Annotated in this window: 18 protein-coding genes; 8 read left to right on the top strand and 10 right to left on the bottom strand. The window is 71.1% G+C overall.

The annotated features are described in order from the left end of the window. Positions 1 to 14: 14 nt before the first annotated feature. Together ACYUD3_RS35980 and ACYUD3_RS35985 are read right to left on the bottom strand one after the other, a co-directional pair. The gene (locus ACYUD3_RS35980; RefSeq protein WP_470979809.1) at positions 15 to 221 is read right to left on the bottom strand and encodes a DUF397 domain-containing protein; all 207 of its coding nucleotides are present in this window, start codon (positions 219 to 221) and stop codon (positions 15 to 17) included. Further along, on the bottom strand, positions 205 to 1,044 hold the full coding sequence (locus ACYUD3_RS35985; RefSeq protein WP_470979812.1) for a helix-turn-helix domain-containing protein: 840 nt from the start codon (positions 1,042 to 1,044) through the stop codon (positions 205 to 207). Before ACYUD3_RS35985 ends, ACYUD3_RS35980 begins: the two co-directional genes overlap by 17 nt. A 116-nt stretch (positions 1,045 to 1,160) precedes the next feature. On the opposite strand from ACYUD3_RS35985, the gene ACYUD3_RS35990 reads away from it, so the two are divergent. The 4 genes from ACYUD3_RS35990 (at position 1,161) to ACYUD3_RS36005 (ending at position 4,503) form a co-directional block, all read left to right on the top strand. After that, positions 1,161 to 1,397 (top strand): hypothetical protein, encoded by a 237-nt coding sequence (locus ACYUD3_RS35990; protein WP_470979814.1) that lies wholly within the window; start codon positions 1,161 to 1,163, stop codon positions 1,395 to 1,397. Next, positions 1,394 to 1,624 carry a hypothetical protein gene (locus ACYUD3_RS35995; RefSeq protein WP_470979817.1) on the top strand — a complete coding sequence of 77 codons (231 nt, stop codon included), beginning with the start codon at positions 1,394 to 1,396 and terminating at the stop codon, positions 1,622 to 1,624. Before ACYUD3_RS35990 ends, ACYUD3_RS35995 begins: the two co-directional genes overlap by 4 nt. A gap of 145 nt (positions 1,625 to 1,769) precedes the next feature. After that, complete coding sequence (locus ACYUD3_RS36000) at positions 1,770 to 2,888, top strand: NADH:flavin oxidoreductase (RefSeq protein WP_470979821.1); 1,119 nt, start codon at positions 1,770 to 1,772, stop codon at positions 2,886 to 2,888. A 154-nt stretch (positions 2,889 to 3,042) separates the two neighbouring features. Next, positions 3,043 to 4,503 (top strand): MFS transporter, encoded by a 1,461-nt coding sequence (locus ACYUD3_RS36005; RefSeq protein ID WP_470979824.1) that lies wholly within the window; start codon positions 3,043 to 3,045, stop codon positions 4,501 to 4,503. 78 nt (positions 4,504 to 4,581) lie between these two features. Here ACYUD3_RS36005 and ACYUD3_RS36010 read toward each other — a convergent pair whose 3' ends face one another. Together ACYUD3_RS36010 and ACYUD3_RS36015 are read right to left on the bottom strand one after the other, a co-directional pair. Next, positions 4,582 to 5,640: a methyltransferase domain-containing protein gene (locus ACYUD3_RS36010; protein WP_470979827.1), complete on the bottom strand. Its 1,059-nt coding sequence runs from the start codon at positions 5,638 to 5,640 to the stop codon at positions 4,582 to 4,584. A gap of 363 nt (positions 5,641 to 6,003) precedes the next feature. Then, positions 6,004 to 6,522 (bottom strand): chloramphenicol phosphotransferase CPT family protein, encoded by a 519-nt coding sequence (locus ACYUD3_RS36015; protein WP_470979830.1) that lies wholly within the window; start codon positions 6,520 to 6,522, stop codon positions 6,004 to 6,006. Positions 6,523 to 6,719: 197 nt separating this feature from the next. On the opposite strand from ACYUD3_RS36015, the gene ACYUD3_RS36020 reads away from it, so the two are divergent. Together ACYUD3_RS36020 and ACYUD3_RS36025 are read left to right on the top strand one after the other, a co-directional pair. Next, positions 6,720 to 7,070, top strand: coding sequence for a hypothetical protein (locus ACYUD3_RS36020; protein WP_470979833.1), 351 nt, complete (start codon positions 6,720 to 6,722; stop codon positions 7,068 to 7,070). 813 nt (positions 7,071 to 7,883) lie between these two features. Beyond that, the gene (locus ACYUD3_RS36025; RefSeq protein ID WP_470979835.1) at positions 7,884 to 8,450 is read left to right on the top strand and encodes a hypothetical protein; all 567 of its coding nucleotides are present in this window, start codon (positions 7,884 to 7,886) and stop codon (positions 8,448 to 8,450) included. A gap of 268 nt (positions 8,451 to 8,718) precedes the next feature. Here the strand turns inward: ACYUD3_RS36025 and murQ are convergent, their stop codons facing one another. Together murQ and ACYUD3_RS36035 are read right to left on the bottom strand one after the other, a co-directional pair. Continuing rightward, positions 8,719 to 9,645 (bottom strand): N-acetylmuramic acid 6-phosphate etherase, encoded by a 927-nt coding sequence (murQ, locus tag ACYUD3_RS36030; RefSeq protein ID WP_470979838.1) that lies wholly within the window; start codon positions 9,643 to 9,645, stop codon positions 8,719 to 8,721. 47 nt (positions 9,646 to 9,692) lie between these two features. Continuing rightward, the gene (locus ACYUD3_RS36035) at positions 9,693 to 10,589 is read right to left on the bottom strand and encodes a MurR/RpiR family transcriptional regulator (protein WP_470979841.1); all 897 of its coding nucleotides are present in this window, start codon (positions 10,587 to 10,589) and stop codon (positions 9,693 to 9,695) included. Between the two features lie 56 nt (positions 10,590 to 10,645). Here ACYUD3_RS36035 and ACYUD3_RS36040 point away from each other — a divergent pair, with 56 nt between their 5' ends. Further along, on the top strand, positions 10,646 to 11,041 hold the full coding sequence (locus tag ACYUD3_RS36040; protein WP_470979844.1) for a hypothetical protein: 396 nt from the start codon (positions 10,646 to 10,648) through the stop codon (positions 11,039 to 11,041). Here the strand turns inward: ACYUD3_RS36040 and ACYUD3_RS36045 are convergent. The 4 genes from ACYUD3_RS36045 to ACYUD3_RS36060 form a co-directional block, all read right to left on the bottom strand. Next, positions 11,026 to 12,138, bottom strand: coding sequence for a GNAT family N-acetyltransferase (locus ACYUD3_RS36045; protein ID WP_470979847.1), 1,113 nt, complete (start codon positions 12,136 to 12,138; stop codon positions 11,026 to 11,028). The two genes, ACYUD3_RS36040 and ACYUD3_RS36045, sit on opposite strands and share 16 nt — an antisense overlap. Positions 12,139 to 12,159: 21 nt before the next feature. Then, positions 12,160 to 12,768, bottom strand: coding sequence for an HD domain-containing protein (locus ACYUD3_RS36050; RefSeq protein WP_470979850.1), 609 nt, complete (start codon positions 12,766 to 12,768; stop codon positions 12,160 to 12,162). Positions 12,769 to 12,773: 5 nt separating this feature from the next. Continuing rightward, positions 12,774 to 14,156 (bottom strand): helix-turn-helix domain-containing protein, encoded by a 1,383-nt coding sequence (locus ACYUD3_RS36055; RefSeq protein ID WP_470979852.1) that lies wholly within the window; start codon positions 14,154 to 14,156, stop codon positions 12,774 to 12,776. Positions 14,157 to 14,612: 456 nt separating this feature from the next. Continuing rightward, on the bottom strand, positions 14,613 to 14,840 hold the full coding sequence (locus ACYUD3_RS36060) for a hypothetical protein (protein ID WP_470979855.1): 228 nt from the start codon (positions 14,838 to 14,840) through the stop codon (positions 14,613 to 14,615). On the opposite strand from ACYUD3_RS36060, the gene ACYUD3_RS36065 reads away from it, so the two are divergent. Continuing rightward, entirely contained in the window at positions 14,839 to 15,198 is a 360-nt protein-coding gene (locus tag ACYUD3_RS36065) for a DUF4232 domain-containing protein (RefSeq protein ID WP_470979858.1), read from the top strand. The genes ACYUD3_RS36060 and ACYUD3_RS36065 overlap by 2 nt on opposite strands. The last annotated feature ends 202 nt before the right edge of the window (positions 15,199 to 15,400 follow it).

A 15,400-nucleotide genomic window follows, 5' to 3' on the forward strand; every position in this document is an offset into this window, starting at 1 on the left:
GGGGGAGTTTTCGCCTACGCCCGCTTCAGGTCCGCCACGAACGCCGACCATGCTGACGTCCGGAACGTGAGCTTCGGGCCCGTGGGGTTCTTGGAGTCGCGGACCGGCGTCAACTCCGGCTTTCCGTCAGCGACTTCGAGGCAGTTGCCGTTCTCGCCGCCGCTGTAGCTGGACTTGTACCAAGTGGCTTCGTCCAGGTTGTACTCAGTGCTGTTCCTCATGTGCGTAATCCTCTGCCACCGACTCGACCAACGCCAATGAATCTTGTGGGGTGAGCGCGTTGGCCGCGAGGAGATTGAACATCGTGGTGTGTCGGGTGACCATAGCTGGGTCGTCCAGCAGTCGGCCGACACCGGGCGCCTCGGCGAAGGAGAGCGAAGGGGCGTCGTCGTAGCCCATGATCTTCAGGGCTCCGGTCATCGAGGCGTGGGCGCCAGCGCTGTACGGCAGTACTTGCAGGATGATCCGGCGCTTCCTCACCAACTCCGCGATGTGGCGCAGGTTTTCCCCCATCACCGCCGGGCCGCCGACCGGTCGTCGTAACGCCGCCTCGTCCAGGATCACCCACAACATCGGCGTTGTCGGGTTGCTGAGGAGCTTCGTCCGCTCCATTCGCAAGGCGAGGTCGTCCTCGATGTCCTCGTCGGACGCCAGCGGCTTGTACGCGCGGAACACCGCGTAGGCGTACGAGCGGGTCTGTAGCAGACCGGGGATCAGGGTAGACCCGTACTCCCTGATCTCCGTCGCCTCGGCCTCCGCCTCCACCGTGTCCGCGAAGTGGTCGGGATACGGCGACTTCGCCAGCTCCCGCGAGTGACGGGTGAAGAAGTCCCCCGTCCCCAACGCTTCATCCAGTAGGGGGCCGAATTCCGGGCGAATCCGCCTCACTCCGGTCTCCATCAGGCCGATGTACGAGCCGCTGACGAACAGAATCGCGCCCAGATCGGTCTGGCTGAGTCCTTTTCGTTCGCGGGCGTGCTTCAGCTCTATGCCGAGGAGCGCCCGCGAAGAGACTGACGGGTCTTGGTCTTTGCGCCGGGCCATACGCGGACTCCCTTTTCTACACACGAAGTTGTGCCTGCGCCGTATCTAGCAGGGTAGAGCCGCCCCGGCCACGCTGTGTAGAGAAAGCAAACACCGAGCGTGGAGGAAGTGACCCCATGGACGAGCCGGACAAGAAGGACGCGACCGCCGGGACCATTCAGGAAGCCCTCGTGCAGCTGATGGAAGCCCTCGCGGTCGCCGGAATCATGCTCCCCTCCCTGCGAGTTGACCCTGTTTCGGCCAGTCACCGCAATACCGCGTACGCCCTCCTCGACCTCGGCCGCTGCAACCTGGCCGTCGCCAACCAGCTCATCGGTGCCCTCCGGCGGGCGGGAAAAGGCGAGTCCGAGTGAGCGGTGAGCACCAGCGGGCCGCCGCCGTCGGCTCGTACCTCCTCGACACCCGCGCCGGCCGGATCGGCGAGGTCATGGCCCAGCTCGGCGGCACGTTCCAGCTGCGGCCCGTCGGGGGCGGGCGGGAGTGGGACTGTCATCCGGCCGACGCCGAGGTCCCGGAGCCGGACGTGCTGCTCCGGGAGCGGGTGCGGTCGCTCAACCGGGGATCGCGGATGAGGCCGTAGGCCGCAGCGGGGGTGGCCGGGATCACACGCGGGCCCGGAGTCTCGTAGGAATGATGCGGACCACGGTCCGGTTGTCCTGTTCGCGCGGGCGTATGCGCGTGCACATACCTACCGGTTTCCCCATGTACTCACGAGGAGCTCCTCCGTGACCGCCACCCCCTCCCGGGCCGCCGAGATCCTGTCCCGGCCCGTCGCCATCAATGGACTGACCGTTGCGAACCGCATCGCCATGGCCCCGATGACCCGCGCGTTCTCCCCGGACGGCGTGCCGGGCGCGGACGTCGCGTCGTACTACGCGCGGCGGGCCGCCGCCGGGGTGGGGCTGATCGTCACCGAGGGGACGTACGTCGGGCACGACTCGGCGGGGGACAACGGGCGGGTGCCGAAGTTCCACGGGGACGCCTCGCTGGACGGGTGGGGGAAGGTCGTCGAGGCCGTGCACGCCGCCGGCGGGGCCATCGTCCCGCAGCTCTGGCACGTCGGGATGACCCGCGAGGCCGGGAAGCCGCCGGTCGCCGACGCGCCGCCGATGGGGCCGTCCGGGCTGCGGCTCGACGGGAGCGCGGGGCACGGCAAGGCCATGACCCAGGGCGACCTCGACGACGTCATCCACGCCTTCGCCGAGGCCGCCGCCGCCGCCGAGCGGATCGGGTTCGACGGGGTCGAGCTGCACGGCGCCCACGGCTACCTCATCGACCAGTTCCTGTGGGCCACCACCAACCGGCGCACTGACTCCTACGGCGGTGACGCGGTCGCCCGGACCAAGTTCGCCGCCGAGGTCGTCGCCGCCGTCCGCGAGAGCGTCTCCCCCGAGTTCCCGGTCATCTTCCGGTACTCGCAGTGGAAGGGCGTCCACTACGACGCCCGGCTCGCGCAGTCCCCGGCCGAGCTGGAGGCCATCCTCGCGCCGCTCGCCGCCGCCGGCGTCGACGCCTTCCACGCCTCCACCCGGCGGTACTGGCTGCCGGAGTTCGAGGGCAGCGACCTCAACCTGGCCGGCTGGACGAAGAAGCTCACCGGGAAGCCGTCCCTCACCGTCGGCTCGGTCGGGCTCGACGGGGACTTCATGAAGTCGTTCGCGGGCGAGGGGTCGCCGGTGCGGTCCATCGACGACCTGCTCGACCGGATGGAGCGCGACGAGTTCGACCTCGTCGCCGTCGGGCGCGCGCTGCTCCAGGACCCGGAGTGGGCCGCCAAGGTGCTGGAGGGGCGGGTGGGCGAGCTGGCCTCGTACGACGCCGCCTCGCTCGGCTCCCTCAGCTGATCCAGGCAGCTCTTCCAGGCCCGTCCATCTGTCCAGGTGGGCGGGCTTTCTCCTGCGATGCCGAGATTTAACTTGCCTAACTCAAGCAATCCTCTTATGGTTGCTTGAGTCAAGCACACGCTAATCCGGCAACCCCCCAGGAAAGGCCCCTCCCATGTCCGACGCACCCACCCGAACCGCCTCGCGGTCCTCGGCGGTCGTCCCGGTCCTCGCCTTCGCGGGAATCGTGGTCTCGACCATGCAGACGCTGGTCATCCCGATCGTCTCCGAGCTGCCGAAGCTGCTGGACGCGTCCGCCTCCAACGCGGCCTGGGCGGTCACCGCGACGCTGCTCGCCGCGGCCGTCGCGACGCCGGTCATCGGGCGGCTCGGGGACATGTTCGGGAAGCGGCGGATGCTGATCGTCAGCATCCTGATGCTCATCGCCGGGTCGGTCGTCTGCGCGCTCAGCGACTCCCTCGTACCGATGGTCGTCGGGCGCGCGCTCCAGGGGCTCGCGGCGGGGGTCGTGCCGCTGGGGATCAGCATCATGCGGGACGAGCTGCCGGCCGAGAAGCTGGCCGGGTCGACCGCGCTGATGAGCGCCTCGCTGGGGGTCGGCGGTGCGCTCGGGCTGCCGGCGGCCGCCCTGATCGCCGACAACTTCAGCTGGCACGTGCTGTTCTGGGCGCCGGCCGGGCTGGGGGTCGTCGCGCTGGGGTTCGTGATCGCTTTCGTGCCCGAGTCCAAGACGCAGAGCGGTGGGCGGTTCGACCTCGTCGGGGCGGTCGGGATGGCCGTCGGGCTGGTGTCGCTGCTGCTCGCGATCTCCAAGGGCGGTGACTGGGGGTGGACCAGCGGGACGACCCTCGCGCTGTTCGCCGTTGCGGTGATTGTGCTGCTGGCCTGGGGGTTCTTCGAGCTGCGGACCTCTCAGCCGCTGGTCGACCTGCGGTCCACCGCGCGGCGCCAGGTGCTGTTCACCAACCTCGCCTCCATCGCCTTCGGGTTCTCGATGTTCGCCATGTCCCTCGTGCTGCCGCAGCTGCTTCAGATGCCTGAGGCGACCGGGTACGGGCTGGGCAAGTCGATGCTGGTCGCCGGGCTCGTCATGGCTCCGCAGGGGCTGGTCATGATGGCGTTCGCGCCGGTCTCCGCCGCCATCACCAAGGCGCGCGGGCCCAAGGTGACGCTGATGATCGGCGCGGCCATCGTCGCCGTCGGGTACGGGGTGAACATCCTGCTGATGTCCGAGGTGTGGCACCTCATCCTCGCCTCGTGCGTCATCGGCGCGGGGGTCGGCTTCGCCTACGGGGCCATGCCCGCGCTGATCATGGGGGCCGTCGACCCGTCCGAGACCGCCGCGGCGAACAGCCTCAACACGTTGATGCGGTCCATCGGTACGTCGGTCGCCAGCGCCGTGGCTGGTGTGATCCTGGCGCAGATGACCATGAACCTCGGGGGGAACTCGCTGCCTTCCGAGAACGGGTTCAAGGTGGTCATGGCGCTGGGGTCGGGGGCGGCGCTGCTGGCGTTCTTCCTGGCGGCGTTCCTGCCGGGGCAGCGGAAGGCCGGTGCTGAGGCTGTCGCTGCTGGGGGCGCCGAGGTTGTGGAGGTCGCCGGGGCCAAGGCGTAGGCGTTTGCTTTGACTGGGGCCGGCTGCTCTTCGGGGCGGCCGGTCCTTCGGCGTTCAGGGGGTCGTCTTCTTTGGTGTTCAGGGGGTCGCCGGGATCGGCCAACGGGGGCCTGTGGCGGGGTCGTTGGCCCAGATGTACTGGGTGGCGCCCTCGTCCTGCACGGTCATGCCGAAGTCGTACACATCCGGTTGCCCCAAGGTCAGCCAGGTGTTCCAGGCCTCTTCCAGCTCGTCGGCGAGGGGGCGGGGGCCGCCTTGGGTGGCGATCGTCGTGCCGTCGCTGTCGCCGTCGCCTGTCGCTGAAAGGGTCGCCCAGGAGCCGTGGGGGTCGTGCAGCCAGGCGTTCAGGCCGTCCTCGTCGCTCGCCAGGCGGATGCGGATGTCGGGGAGGGCCACGCGCAGGGCGAAGCGCAGGTGCGCGTTCTCCTTCAGGGGGGTGAGGCCGAGGGGGAAGGGGCGCTCGGTGCGGGGCGGGGCGCTCGCGCGTACGTCGGTGAAGGCGCGGTCGGCGCGGGGGGTGTTGCGGGTCGGCATGAACTGGGCCAGGCCCTGGAACCAGCCGGTCGCCGAGCTGCCGTCGGCGGCGGTCGTCAGGGCCAGGTGGCCGAGGTGGCCCCAGGGGGTGACGATGCGGGCTCCCGGGCGGGTCTGCGCGATCCACGTCCACGGGACGCGGTCCACGGCGTACGTGGCGATCAGCCGGTCGTAGGGGGCCCTCGCCGGCCAGCCCTCGTCCCCGTCGCCCGTCTCCACGGTCACCGCCGCTCCGGCGGCCTTCAGGTTCCGGGCGGCCGTCGCCGCCAGATCCGGGTGCGCCTCCACGCTGACGGTTCGGGCGGGGCCCGTGCGGTGGTCCAGGAGGGCGGCGTTCCAGCCGGTGCCCGTGCCGAGTTCCAGGACCTCGTGGCCGGGGGCGGGGAGGAGGGAGTCCAGCATGTCGGCGACCACGGCCTGGCAGGAGAGGCTGGAGGTGGGGACGCCGTCGGTGAGGTGGGTGACGGTCGCGGTGTCCGGGTCCGGGTAGACCTCCCGCGCCCAGCGGGTGGGGTCCTGGGTGCGGTCCACGGGGGTGTAGGCGTGGCCGGTCCATGCCCAGACCTGGTCGGGGGCGAAGCGGTGACGAGGGAGGTCGGCCATGGCTCGCGGATCCAGGGGGAGCGGTTCGGCCAGGCGTGCTGGGCGGTCATGGCTGCGTCGAGGGTTTGGCGGAGGGTGCTGAGGTTGGTCGTCACGGGGAGGTCGGTCGTCACGCTGGGGTCGGTCGTCACGGGGAGTGCCGTCCTACTTCTTGTGCTTTCCGTCGTTGGGGGGAGGCGGGGGGACCTGGCCGTCGGTGTTGCCGGGGGGTGGGGTGCCGGTGTTCGGGTCCGGCGGGGGCTTCTCGTGTTCGGCCATGGGGAGTTCCTTCGTGCGGTGGTGGCTTTCTGTGAGTATCGGCGGGTGGCGGGTGGTTGTCCGCCGAGTGCGATTAGTGCACCGGAAGGTGGAGTTCGGGGGGAGTTATTGACGGAGGTGCGTTTCGATGAGGCGGGCCGCTGCTTCCGGTCGCAGGGTCGTCGTGTCGATCTCCACGTCGTATCGGACGCCCTTGTGCACCAGCTTCGCCTGGGACTGGGCCATTCCTGGGACTCTGTCTCCCCTCGCGGCCTCCCTTGCCGCCAGCTCCGTCGGGTCGCAGTGCACGCCTACCCATAGGACGTTCAGGCCGGTCAGGGCTTTCTGCCACTGGGCCTGGGAGGTGGCGCCGGCCAGGAAGACGTCGTCTACGACGATCTGGGCGCCGGCGGTTGCCATCGCCGCCAGGCCGTGTTGCCAGGCGGACTGGAGTTTTTGGAACTCCGTGCCTGCTGATACTTCGCCGGTCGGTGCGATGCCCAGGAGGTGGGGTGGGGATGCCTCTACCAAGGTGTCGATGCTGAAGGTCAGCCAGGGGGTGGGGAGGGTGGTCTGGAGGGCTCGGGCGAGGGTGGATTTGCCTGAGCTGGAGGGGCCGTTGAGGAGGATCAGGTGGGTGGGCATGGGGGGAGGGTAGGGAGGGGGTGGGGGTTAGGGGAAAGGGATTATGTCGGGGGTGGGTGCGGGTGCGGGTGCGGGTGCGGGTGCGGGTGCGTGGGGCTGAGGGCGTGGTCGTACGTGGGGGTGGGGGCCGTTGTGTCGTACGGGAGGGGTGGCGCCGGCGTCGTACGGGTGGGGTGGCGTCGCCGTACAGTGGGCCCGTGCCGCTTGTCGAGATCACTTACGCCCCGCATGTCGCTGAGAGCACGCTTCGTGAGTTGGGGGAGGTGTTGCCGCATCTTGTTTCGCTTGCTGTGGAGTGTCCTGAGGAGCCTTATGACGGGGATCTTCAGCCGGGGGATGTGGAGTTGAGGTTTCGGCGGTTGGGGCCGTTGGACCGGAGTGGGTTGGATGTGGTGATCGAGGTGCGGTCCAAGTGGTTCGAGAGCAGGGCTGTGGATCGGGAGGGGAGGGTGGAGCGGTTGCATGAGGGGATTGCTGCGGCTACGGGGCTGGGGGATTTCGGGGTTTATCTTTCGTTGCCGGTGGCGGCTTGGGCTCAGGGGGAGTGAGGGGGGTAAGGGGGGTGGGGGGTTGTTTGAGGTGGGGGGCATTCCTGCGGGGGTAGGTCTGGCTGGGGCTGGAGCTGGAGCTGGAGCTGGAGCTGGTGGCTGAGTGAGTTCGGTGGCTTCCGGTGGCGGCGGCCAAGCTCTGGGCCCCTGAAACTTTGGCCTTCCGGCAGCGGCGGGCCTTGGCGGCTTGCGGTCACCCTGGCCGAGCTTCGGTCTCCCTGAACTCCGGCTCTCCGGGCTTCCGGCTCTCCGGCCTTCCGGCCGGTCGTGTCCCCCGTCGTGGTGTAGCCGATCACGGTCCGTCGCCTTCGCTTCGGAGCCGTCCGGTACGTGCCGCTGCGGTCCGTCGTGCGATCACCGCTGGTCCCGGCTCGGTGAGCCCCAACAGGGCCGCCGGCGAGGGCGATTCGGGCCGCGACCTGCGGATTCCACCTGCTTGATCGGCTACACCACTCGGCGGGACGCTATCTTCCGGCCTTCCGGCCTTCCGGCCTTCCGGCCTTCCGGCCTTCCGGCCTTCCGGCCTTCCGGCCTTCCGGCAGCGCCGGCCCTTGGCGGCTGGCGGTCACCCTGGTCAAGCTCCGGTTCCCTGAAACCCGGCTCCCCGGCGCACTCCGGTCTCCCGGGAGTTCCGGTTCTCGACGGCTCCGGCCCTTTGGCGGCTCCGGCCCTCCGGCGGCCCGGCCCTCCGGCAGTTCCAGCTCTCCGGCAGTCCCGGCCCCGGCGTCTCCGGCCCCCGTCGTCCGCCCCCGGCAGCCCCCCCCCGCAACTCCCAGCCCCCCGAATTCCCCCCACCCCCCTACCCTGGCTCACATGAACCACGCCCAGCTCACCGCCCTCGGCCGTGCCCTCCGTCTCGTCGGTGAGCATGGCGAAGCGCTCACCTCGGACACGTCGGACGCGAAGTTGCACGAGGTGAAGGCGGATCTGCGGCGGGCGCTGGAGTTGCTGGAGGACAGCGTCACGGCGGCAGCCCCCGTCACCCGGTGCCCCGAGCATCCTCAGGGGCCCGTCGACAACTCCGCCCCCGACCTCTGCCTCCTCTGCGAGACGCGTCGCCGCTCGGCGAAGCGGGTGGAGATGAACGGGCCCGGGCCGGCCGTCCAGCCGGGCACCGCGCCCAGCCGGTACGGCGTACGGGAGGACCGGCCGCAGCCGCAGCAGCGGTATCTGCCGGAGCTGTGGAACGGGCAGGAGTGGCAGCTGTGCGGGAGCCCCCGGCGGGACCGGCGTGAGACGGAGAACTACATCGCGGCCCAGCGGAGGGCGCCCCGCGCGGCGATGGCGTACCGGTTGGTCCATGAGTTCACGGACTATGAGGTGCTGCGGGTGTGGGGGACCCCGGTGAGGGTGGAGATCGAGCCGCTGGGGAATCTCTGAGGACGCCGGCGGCAGGCTTCGAGGGGCGACGGGGAGTACGACTTCTGCGGCACCGATGGACGGCGGCCTCAGCCAACGGCCTCAGAAGCGACCCGCCCTGAAGTGCCCGCCAATTGAAGAGCCCGCCAACTGAAGAGCCCGCCCCCTCCCCGCGCCCCCTCTGTAGCAACCTGCTTCTGTAGCACCCCGCTTCTGTAGTGGCCCGCTTCTGAAAGGGCCGCCCGCTGAAAAGCCCCACCCCAAAGCCCCGCCCCCAAAGCCCCCGCCCTCACCCCCCCACCGCCCCCAACGCCCCCCGCAACCTCCCCCCCGCCTCCCCCAACAACCTCTCCGCAACCCCCGCATCCACCCCCGCCAACAACACCAGCACCGCGTTCTTCACCTCACCCCCCGTCGCAGCCAGCGCAGCGTCGATCTCCTCCGCCCCCGCCCCCGTCGCATGCGCCACGATCCGATGCGCCCGCGCCCGCAGCTTCTCGTTCGACGCGCGTACGTCGACCATCAGGTTCCCGTACGTCTTCCCCAACCGCACCATCGTGATCGTAGAGATCATGTTGAGCACCAGCTTCTGCGCCGTCCCCGCCTTCAGCCGGGTCGAGCCGGCGATCAGCTCGCCGCCCACCACCACCTCGATCCCGAACTCGGCGGCAGCCGCGAGCGCGCTGCCCGGGTTGCAGGACAGCCCGACGGACAGCGCGCCGAGCGCCCGCGCGTGCTCGACGGCGGCGACCGCGTACGGCGTACGGCCCGACGCGGAGATCCCTACGACCGTGTCGTCGCCCCCCACCCCCAGCCGCCCCAGCTCCGCCACCGCCGCCTCCCGCGAATCCTCGGCGCCCTCGACGGAGTCGACCAACGCCCCCGTCCCGCCGGCGATCACGCCGACCACCTGCCCGGGCGCGGTGTTGAACGTCGGCGGACACTCGGAGGCGTCCAGCACCCCGAGCCGCCCGGCGGTCCCGGCCCCGGCATAGATCAGCCGCCCGCCGCGCCCCATACGGACGGCGATGGCGTCGATGGCGGCGGAGATCACGGGCAGCTGAGCGGCCACGGCCTCCGGCACCCGCGCGTCCTCCGCGTTCATCAGCCGGGCGAGTTCGAGCGTGGGCAGCTGATCGATATCGGCGAGATCAGGCCGGAAGGCTTCGGTGGGGAGGGAGGAGAGCTGGGCGCGGAGATCGCGGGAGGAGGGCATAGAGAGTTTCTTTCAAGGACGGGGCGATATGAGTGACGCCTACGGTCTTACCTATGCCGGTGCGCCAGCGCCTCGTACGACGCGGCCAAAGCGGGCGCCGCCGCCTCGTACGTCCGCTGCGCCACCCCCACGAACAGACAGTCCACGATCAGTAACTGCCCCGTACGCGACGCCATCGCCGCCGGCCGCAGCTCGCTCTCCCGGGCCGAAGCCGTCGTCAGCACATGATCGGCGTACTGCGTCACCGCACTCCCCGCCCGCCCGGTGATCACCACGGTCGTCGCCCCCCGCTCGAACGCGACCCGCAACGGCTCGATCACATCCCGCGTCGACCCGGAGTGCGTGATCGCGACGGCGACATCCCCGCCCCGCAGCTGCACCGCGTTGGTGACGGCCAGATGCGGATCGCTGTGCGCGTGCGCGATCAGCCCGATCCGCAGGAGCTTCTGTACGAGGTCCTGGGCGACGAGCCCGGACGCGCCGACACCGTAGACGTCGATACGGCGGGCGCGGGCGGCGGCGCTCACGGCGGCGGACAGCTGGCCGGTGTCGAGGGCGGCGGCCGTGTCCGCGAGGGTCTGGCGTTCGGCGGCGGCGAGTTTGGCGACGACGTCGGGGAGGGCGTCGTCGACGGCGATGTCGGTGGTGAGGGCGGGCGCGCGGCCGGACCGCTGGTGCGCCGCGAGGCCCGCGAGCGCCAGCCGCAGATCGCGGTAGCCGGGGTAGCCGAGCAGGCGGGCGGTGCGCACGACGGTCGCCTCGCTGGTGCCGGTGCGTTCGGCGAGCGCGGTGACCGTGAGGGCCGCGCAGCCGGCGGGGTCGGCGGCGACCGCTTCGGCGACGCGCCGCATGGACCGGGTCATGGCGGGGGCGAGGGTGCGGACCTTGGCCGCGAGCGCCCCCGCGGGCTGTGTGCCGAAAGTTTCCTTCACTTCCTGACCCATGCGCTGAAAGATATTTTCGGTTCGGCGGGGCGGTCAAGAGTGCGCACAATGGGCGTATGGAATCCCACCCCGCCGCCCCTGGCCCCCTGGAGCAGGTGCTTCACACCGCCCGCGCCCGTGTCCTCGCCGATCTCGTGGCGGGCGAGGTCGCGGACGCGGAGGTGGTGTCGCTGGTCGAGGAGTCCGTGGCGCGGCGGCGGTGGTGGGTGGAGCAGTGGCCGGCGGGCGCCGAGTTCGTGGCGGGGCTGGTCGCGCAGGACGTGCAGGACGCGCTGCTGGAGCGGTACGGGCGGTGGCCGCTGTGCCCGGTGTGCGGCGCGGGGGAGCCGCACGCGCTGGAGGTCGAGCCGGAGCTGGGGCCCGATCCGCACTGGGTGTGCCACAAGGCGGGGGTGCGGGTCGCGGACGTGGGCTCCTTGGGCGGCGCCCTCGGCGCTCACCCCTCCAGCTGAGGCGCGGGGGCTTCTTGCCGGGGCGCGCCGCACAGCTCGTACGCGATCAACTCCCCCTCCCCCGGCACCCGTACGAACCCCGCCCGCGAAAGCACCGCCTGGGACGGGGAGTTGGCGGGCTCGGTGTGGGCGAAGAGGGACTTCGCCGGGGTGTGGGCGAAGGTCCGGGCCGCCAACGCCCGTACCGCTTCCGTCGCGTAGCCCTTGCCGCGCGCCTCCGGCACCAGGTCGTACCCGATCTCCGTACGCCCCGCCGCGTCCGGCGCCGAGTGGAAGCCGAGACTGCCGATCGCGCGCCCGTCCTCCTTGCGGACGATGACGAAGATCCCGAACTCGGCCCGCAGACACCCGTTCTCGTACGACGACCAGGCGAGCCCCGCCGCCTCGCGGGTGCCCTCCAGCGGGCCCGCGCCGAGCCAGCCGAAGCCGCCGCCACCGCCCGCGCGCAGCTCCGCGAGGGCCGCCGGGGAGGCGCACTCCAGGTTCAGCCGGGGGGTGGGCACGGACAGCGTGTTCTGCCACCGCCAGCTCAACACCGGCTCCCGGCCCGGGAGTTCGCCTCTTCCCGTCGCCCACAGGAGAGTTCGCCACGCGTCCAGTCCCGGCCGCACCTCCGGGAAGATCCGCGTCAGCACGAACTCCGGGAGTTCCGGCGCCGGTTGGTACGCCACCCCGAGCGCCTCCGCGATGTCGTACGTGTGCAGCAGCACCTCCGCCACACCCATCGCCGCGAACCCCACCCGCTCCGCGCTGCGGAACGGCGCCGGGTGGAACGCCCGGACGCCCGGGGGCGTGGTCCGCAGGGCCGCCGCGAACAGGACGGCCGTCGTCTCGATGACGTCGACGACGCCGGCGTCGCCCGTGCCCTCGTCGAGGGCGAGGGTGAAGGGGACGTACGCGTCGCGCGCCCGGCCCGCCAACTGGGCCGCGTAGGCCAGGAGATCGTCCGCGATGTGCTGGGCGGTCTCGCGGCAGCTCCAGTCCAGCCGGGCCGCCTTGATCCCGTCCCAGTCCCGGCCCACCGCCGCCCGCAGCACCAGGGCGCACCCGGCCACGGCCGCCTCCAGTTCGTCCTCACCTGTCGTGCTCTTCTGCATGGAGTGCAGGGTAGGGGTAGGTCAGGGGGCCAGTCGCGCGAGTTCCGCCGTCAGGTTGCGGCGGGCCTGCTCCTCCCAGTGGGTCCTGCCGTGCGGCGTCCTGAACAGGGTTGTGCGGGACAGGAGTTGGCGGAGGACGTCCGCCCTCCCCGTGCTGAAGGCCGGGTCCGGGATGAAGTGGTACTCGGCGCGTACGGCCGTGGTGCAGGCGGCGTACTCGTGCTCCGGCGCGGCCAGGATCGCCAGGTCGGCGTCGCACAGGACCTCGCCGTTGGGGTCGTGCGGGGGTGGGGTGTGGGTGCGGGTGAGGAGGATCAGGCGGGTGACCTCTTCGATTTCGGGGGGCGCCAGGCCCGCTTCCGTCAGCGCGCGGTGGGCCAGCCGCGCCGAGCGTTCCTCGTTCGTCGAGCGGTCCGGGAGGTGGACCGCGTCGTGGAACCAGGCTGCCAGGCGCACCAGTTGGGGGTCTTCGGCGTGGTCCTGGAGGAGGTCCACGTGGTCCAGGACCTGCGTGAGGTGGGTGGGGGTGTGGTAGCGGCGGTGGGGTTCGCGCCAGCGGGTGAGGAGGGCTTCGGCGTAGGGGGCCGGGAGGGGGCAGCGGGCGGCCAGGGCTTGTTCGGGGGTGGTCATGGGCGTCAGCTCTCCCGCTTGATCCACTCGCTGCCGCCCAGCGGGTAGTCGTACCCCGGGCGGTTCACGTCGGCGCTCGTGCGGAACGGGACGCCACCGTTGTCGATGTGCACCGTGCCCCGGCGGGCGCCGCTCGACCAGTCCAGCGTCAGGTCCCAACGGACGTCGTGCGCCGAGGTGTTGGCGGTGACGTAGAAGACCTCCGGGTCCGACTCGCTGACCTTGTAGGGGAAGTCGCGCTGCCCGTTCTTCACGGCCGCCGTCGGGCTGCCGGCGTCCAGATCCACGTCGAAGGACTTCGTCTCCACCCCACCGCCGCAGCCGACCCCCATCGCGTAGTCGTTCCAGGCGAGGGGGGTGTCCTTGCTGATGATCCGGACGTGGAGGGCTTCGAGTACGACTGTCTCGGCGCCGGTGCCCTGGACCGTGAGGGCGACGCGCTGCTCGTCCGAGGAGACCGCGCCGTAGGCCGCCGCCCAGCGGGGGGCGTCCTGTTCGCCGGCCGGGGGGCCTACCTGGGCGGGTTCGCTGTCCACGAGGAAGCGCTGGCTGCACGGGGAGTCGTAGACGTAGGGGCGGGTGGCGACGGTGAGGGGGGTGCCGGTGGGGGTGGGGGCGGGTGTGGTCGAGGCGGTGGTGGGGGTGGTGCTGGGTTCGGGGGTGGTGCTGGTGGAGGGGGACGGGGTGGGGGAGAGGGAGGCTGCGGGGTTCGGGTCGGGGGTGGGGAGGCGGGCGCCTGCCTCGGCTCCGGTGGCTTGCTGGGCGCGGGAGTTGTCGGTCTTGGTGGAGAAGGGGTTGAGGAGGAGGGTGGTGAGGGTGATGGTTGCGGCGGTGGCCAGGGCGGCGGCGATGAGGGGGGTGCGGCGGCGGGGGGTGGGGGGGTGGTCGGGGGAGAGGGGGGGTTCGGCTGGGGGTGTCGGTTGCTCTGTCGCTTCCGCCGGCTGCTTTGCTGCCTTGGCTTTCGTTACGGCTTCGGCGGTGGGGGGCGGTTCCGTGTTCGCCGCTGCTTCGGGGGCCGGCTCTGTTGTGGGCGTCGGCTCTGCTGGGGGTGGTGTGTCCGCTGTGGGTGTCGGTGCTGCCGGGGGTGTCGTATCCGATGCGGGCGCCGGGCTCGGCGTCGCTCTCCTCCTGCGTGCGTCGTCCGCGACGATCCATCGGCGGTGGAGCTGGACCAGCTCCTCCGGCGTCGCCTTGCACACCCTCGCGAGGCGTTCGACGGGGGCGTACTCCGTCGGGACCGCTGTGCCGTTGCAGTAGCGGTGCAGGGTCGACGTACTCATGTGCAGGCGTTTGGCCAGCGTTCCGTAACTCAGTCCCGAGCGGTCCTTCAGGTCCCGCAGCAGTGCCGCGAACTCCTCGGTCTCCCCGGTACCCGGCGTCCCCGACACCTGTTCCTCCGTCTTTCCGTGGTCGTTCCGTCGATGTTCTGTCGTCGTTCCGCGTCCCGTTCGGGCGTTCCAGGGGGGTAATAACTTCCCAGGTCAGCGGCCGTTTCCGCGTTCCAGTGTCCCTGATGGGCGCTGGGCGGTGGCGGCTGGGACGGGTCTCCCCGCAAGCTCCGGTCATCCAAGCACCACAGCGACCCTCACAACGAAGGGGAACCCCAGCATGTTCAGCATTCGTACCGCCCGTACTGTCCGTACCGCCCGTTCTTCCCGCACCCGGCTCGCCAGTGCGGCGACTGTCGCCGCGCTCGCCGCGTTCTCGCTGAGCGCGTGCAGCAGTGGGGCGGGGGTGCAGGATGAGGGGGCGTCGAAGGTGGAGACTCCGTCGGTTTCGGAGGTGGGGGATTCGGCGCCTACGGGGGCGGCTCAGGGGGGCTCGGGGGCGGGTTCTCAGGGTTCTCAGGGTTCTGGGGGGTCTACGGGGTCTACGGGTACGTCGGGGTCCTCGGGGTCCTCGGGGACGTCCCCTAAGGGTTCCTCGGGGTCTTCCGTTACGGGGTCGTCGTCCACGGGGGGTGGGTCCGGTACCGTCGCGAAGCCCGAAGCCTCCGCCGCGAAGCCGGTCGTCTGCGAGGGGTCCAACACCAAGACGGTCGCCGCGCCCGTGAACCGGCCGGTGAACCACATGCTGCTCACGGTCACCAACACCGGTTCCAGGTCCTGCTACCTGTACACCTATCCGGCGCTGCGCTTCACCGACGCGCAGGCGGTGCCGCCGGTTCTCGACGACTCGATCCCGCAGGCCGTCGTGACGCTCGCGCCGGGGGAGTCGGGTTACGCCGCCGTCCTCCTCTCCGCCGCCGACGGCTCCGGCACCAACGGCCGCACGGTCAACTCCCTGGAGGTCTACTTCCACGGCCGCTCCGGCAACGAGAGCGTGGGCAGCGCCGCCCGTCCGGCGCTGCCCAAGCAGGGGGTGTACATCGATGACTCGCTGAAGGTGACGTACTGGCAGAGCACGATGGACGCTGCGCTGAGCTGGTGAGGTGGGGGAGGGGGCGGCGCCGGCTTGGGGGCTGGCGCCGCTGTTCGCCGGGGGCGGTGCGTCGGGCGGCTCTGTGCGGGGGCGGGGGCGCGGCTTTGGAGGATGGGGAGAGGCTGGCAGGTGGCCTGAGGTGGCCTGAGGTGGCCTGAGGTGGCCTGAGGTGGCCTGAGGTGGCCTGAGGTGGCCTGAGGTGGCCTGTACG

The organism is Streptomyces sp. AMJ-169, assembly GCF_055597585.1.

Excerpts from the sequence above, each read along its gene's own strand:
- ACYUD3_RS36065 (WP_470979858.1), top strand. The coding sequence starts at position 14,839 with ATGCTGCTCACGGTCACCAACACCGGTTCCAGGTCCTGCTACCTGTAC.
- ACYUD3_RS36025 (WP_470979835.1), top strand. The coding sequence starts at position 7,884 with ATGAACCACGCCCAGCTCACCGCCCTCGGCCGTGCCCTCCGTCTCGTC.
- ACYUD3_RS36005 (WP_470979824.1), top strand. The coding sequence starts at position 3,043 with ATGTCCGACGCACCCACCCGAACCGCCTCGCGGTCCTCGGCGGTCGTC.
- ACYUD3_RS36045 (WP_470979847.1), bottom strand. The coding sequence starts at position 12,138 with ATGCAGAAGAGCACGACAGGTGAGGACGAACTGGAGGCGGCCGTGGCC.
- ACYUD3_RS36060 (WP_470979855.1), bottom strand. The coding sequence starts at position 14,840 with ATGTGGTTCACCGGCCGGTTCACGGGCGCGGCGACCGTCTTGGTGTTG.
- ACYUD3_RS36050 (WP_470979850.1), bottom strand. The coding sequence starts at position 12,768 with ATGACCACCCCCGAACAAGCCCTGGCCGCCCGCTGCCCCCTCCCGGCC.
- ACYUD3_RS36040 (WP_470979844.1), top strand. The coding sequence starts at position 10,646 with ATGGAATCCCACCCCGCCGCCCCTGGCCCCCTGGAGCAGGTGCTTCAC.
- ACYUD3_RS36015 (WP_470979830.1), bottom strand. The coding sequence starts at position 6,522 with ATGCCCACCCACCTGATCCTCCTCAACGGCCCCTCCAGCTCAGGCAAA.
- ACYUD3_RS35985 (WP_470979812.1), bottom strand. The coding sequence starts at position 1,044 with ATGGCCCGGCGCAAAGACCAAGACCCGTCAGTCTCTTCGCGGGCGCTC.
- ACYUD3_RS35990 (WP_470979814.1), top strand. The coding sequence starts at position 1,161 with ATGGACGAGCCGGACAAGAAGGACGCGACCGCCGGGACCATTCAGGAA.
- ACYUD3_RS35980 (WP_470979809.1), bottom strand. The coding sequence starts at position 221 with ATGAGGAACAGCACTGAGTACAACCTGGACGAAGCCACTTGGTACAAG.
- murQ (WP_470979838.1), bottom strand. The coding sequence starts at position 9,645 with ATGCCCTCCTCCCGCGATCTCCGCGCCCAGCTCTCCTCCCTCCCCACC.
- ACYUD3_RS36010 (WP_470979827.1), bottom strand. The coding sequence starts at position 5,640 with ATGGCCGACCTCCCTCGTCACCGCTTCGCCCCCGACCAGGTCTGGGCA.
- ACYUD3_RS36035 (WP_470979841.1), bottom strand. The coding sequence starts at position 10,589 with ATGGGTCAGGAAGTGAAGGAAACTTTCGGCACACAGCCCGCGGGGGCG.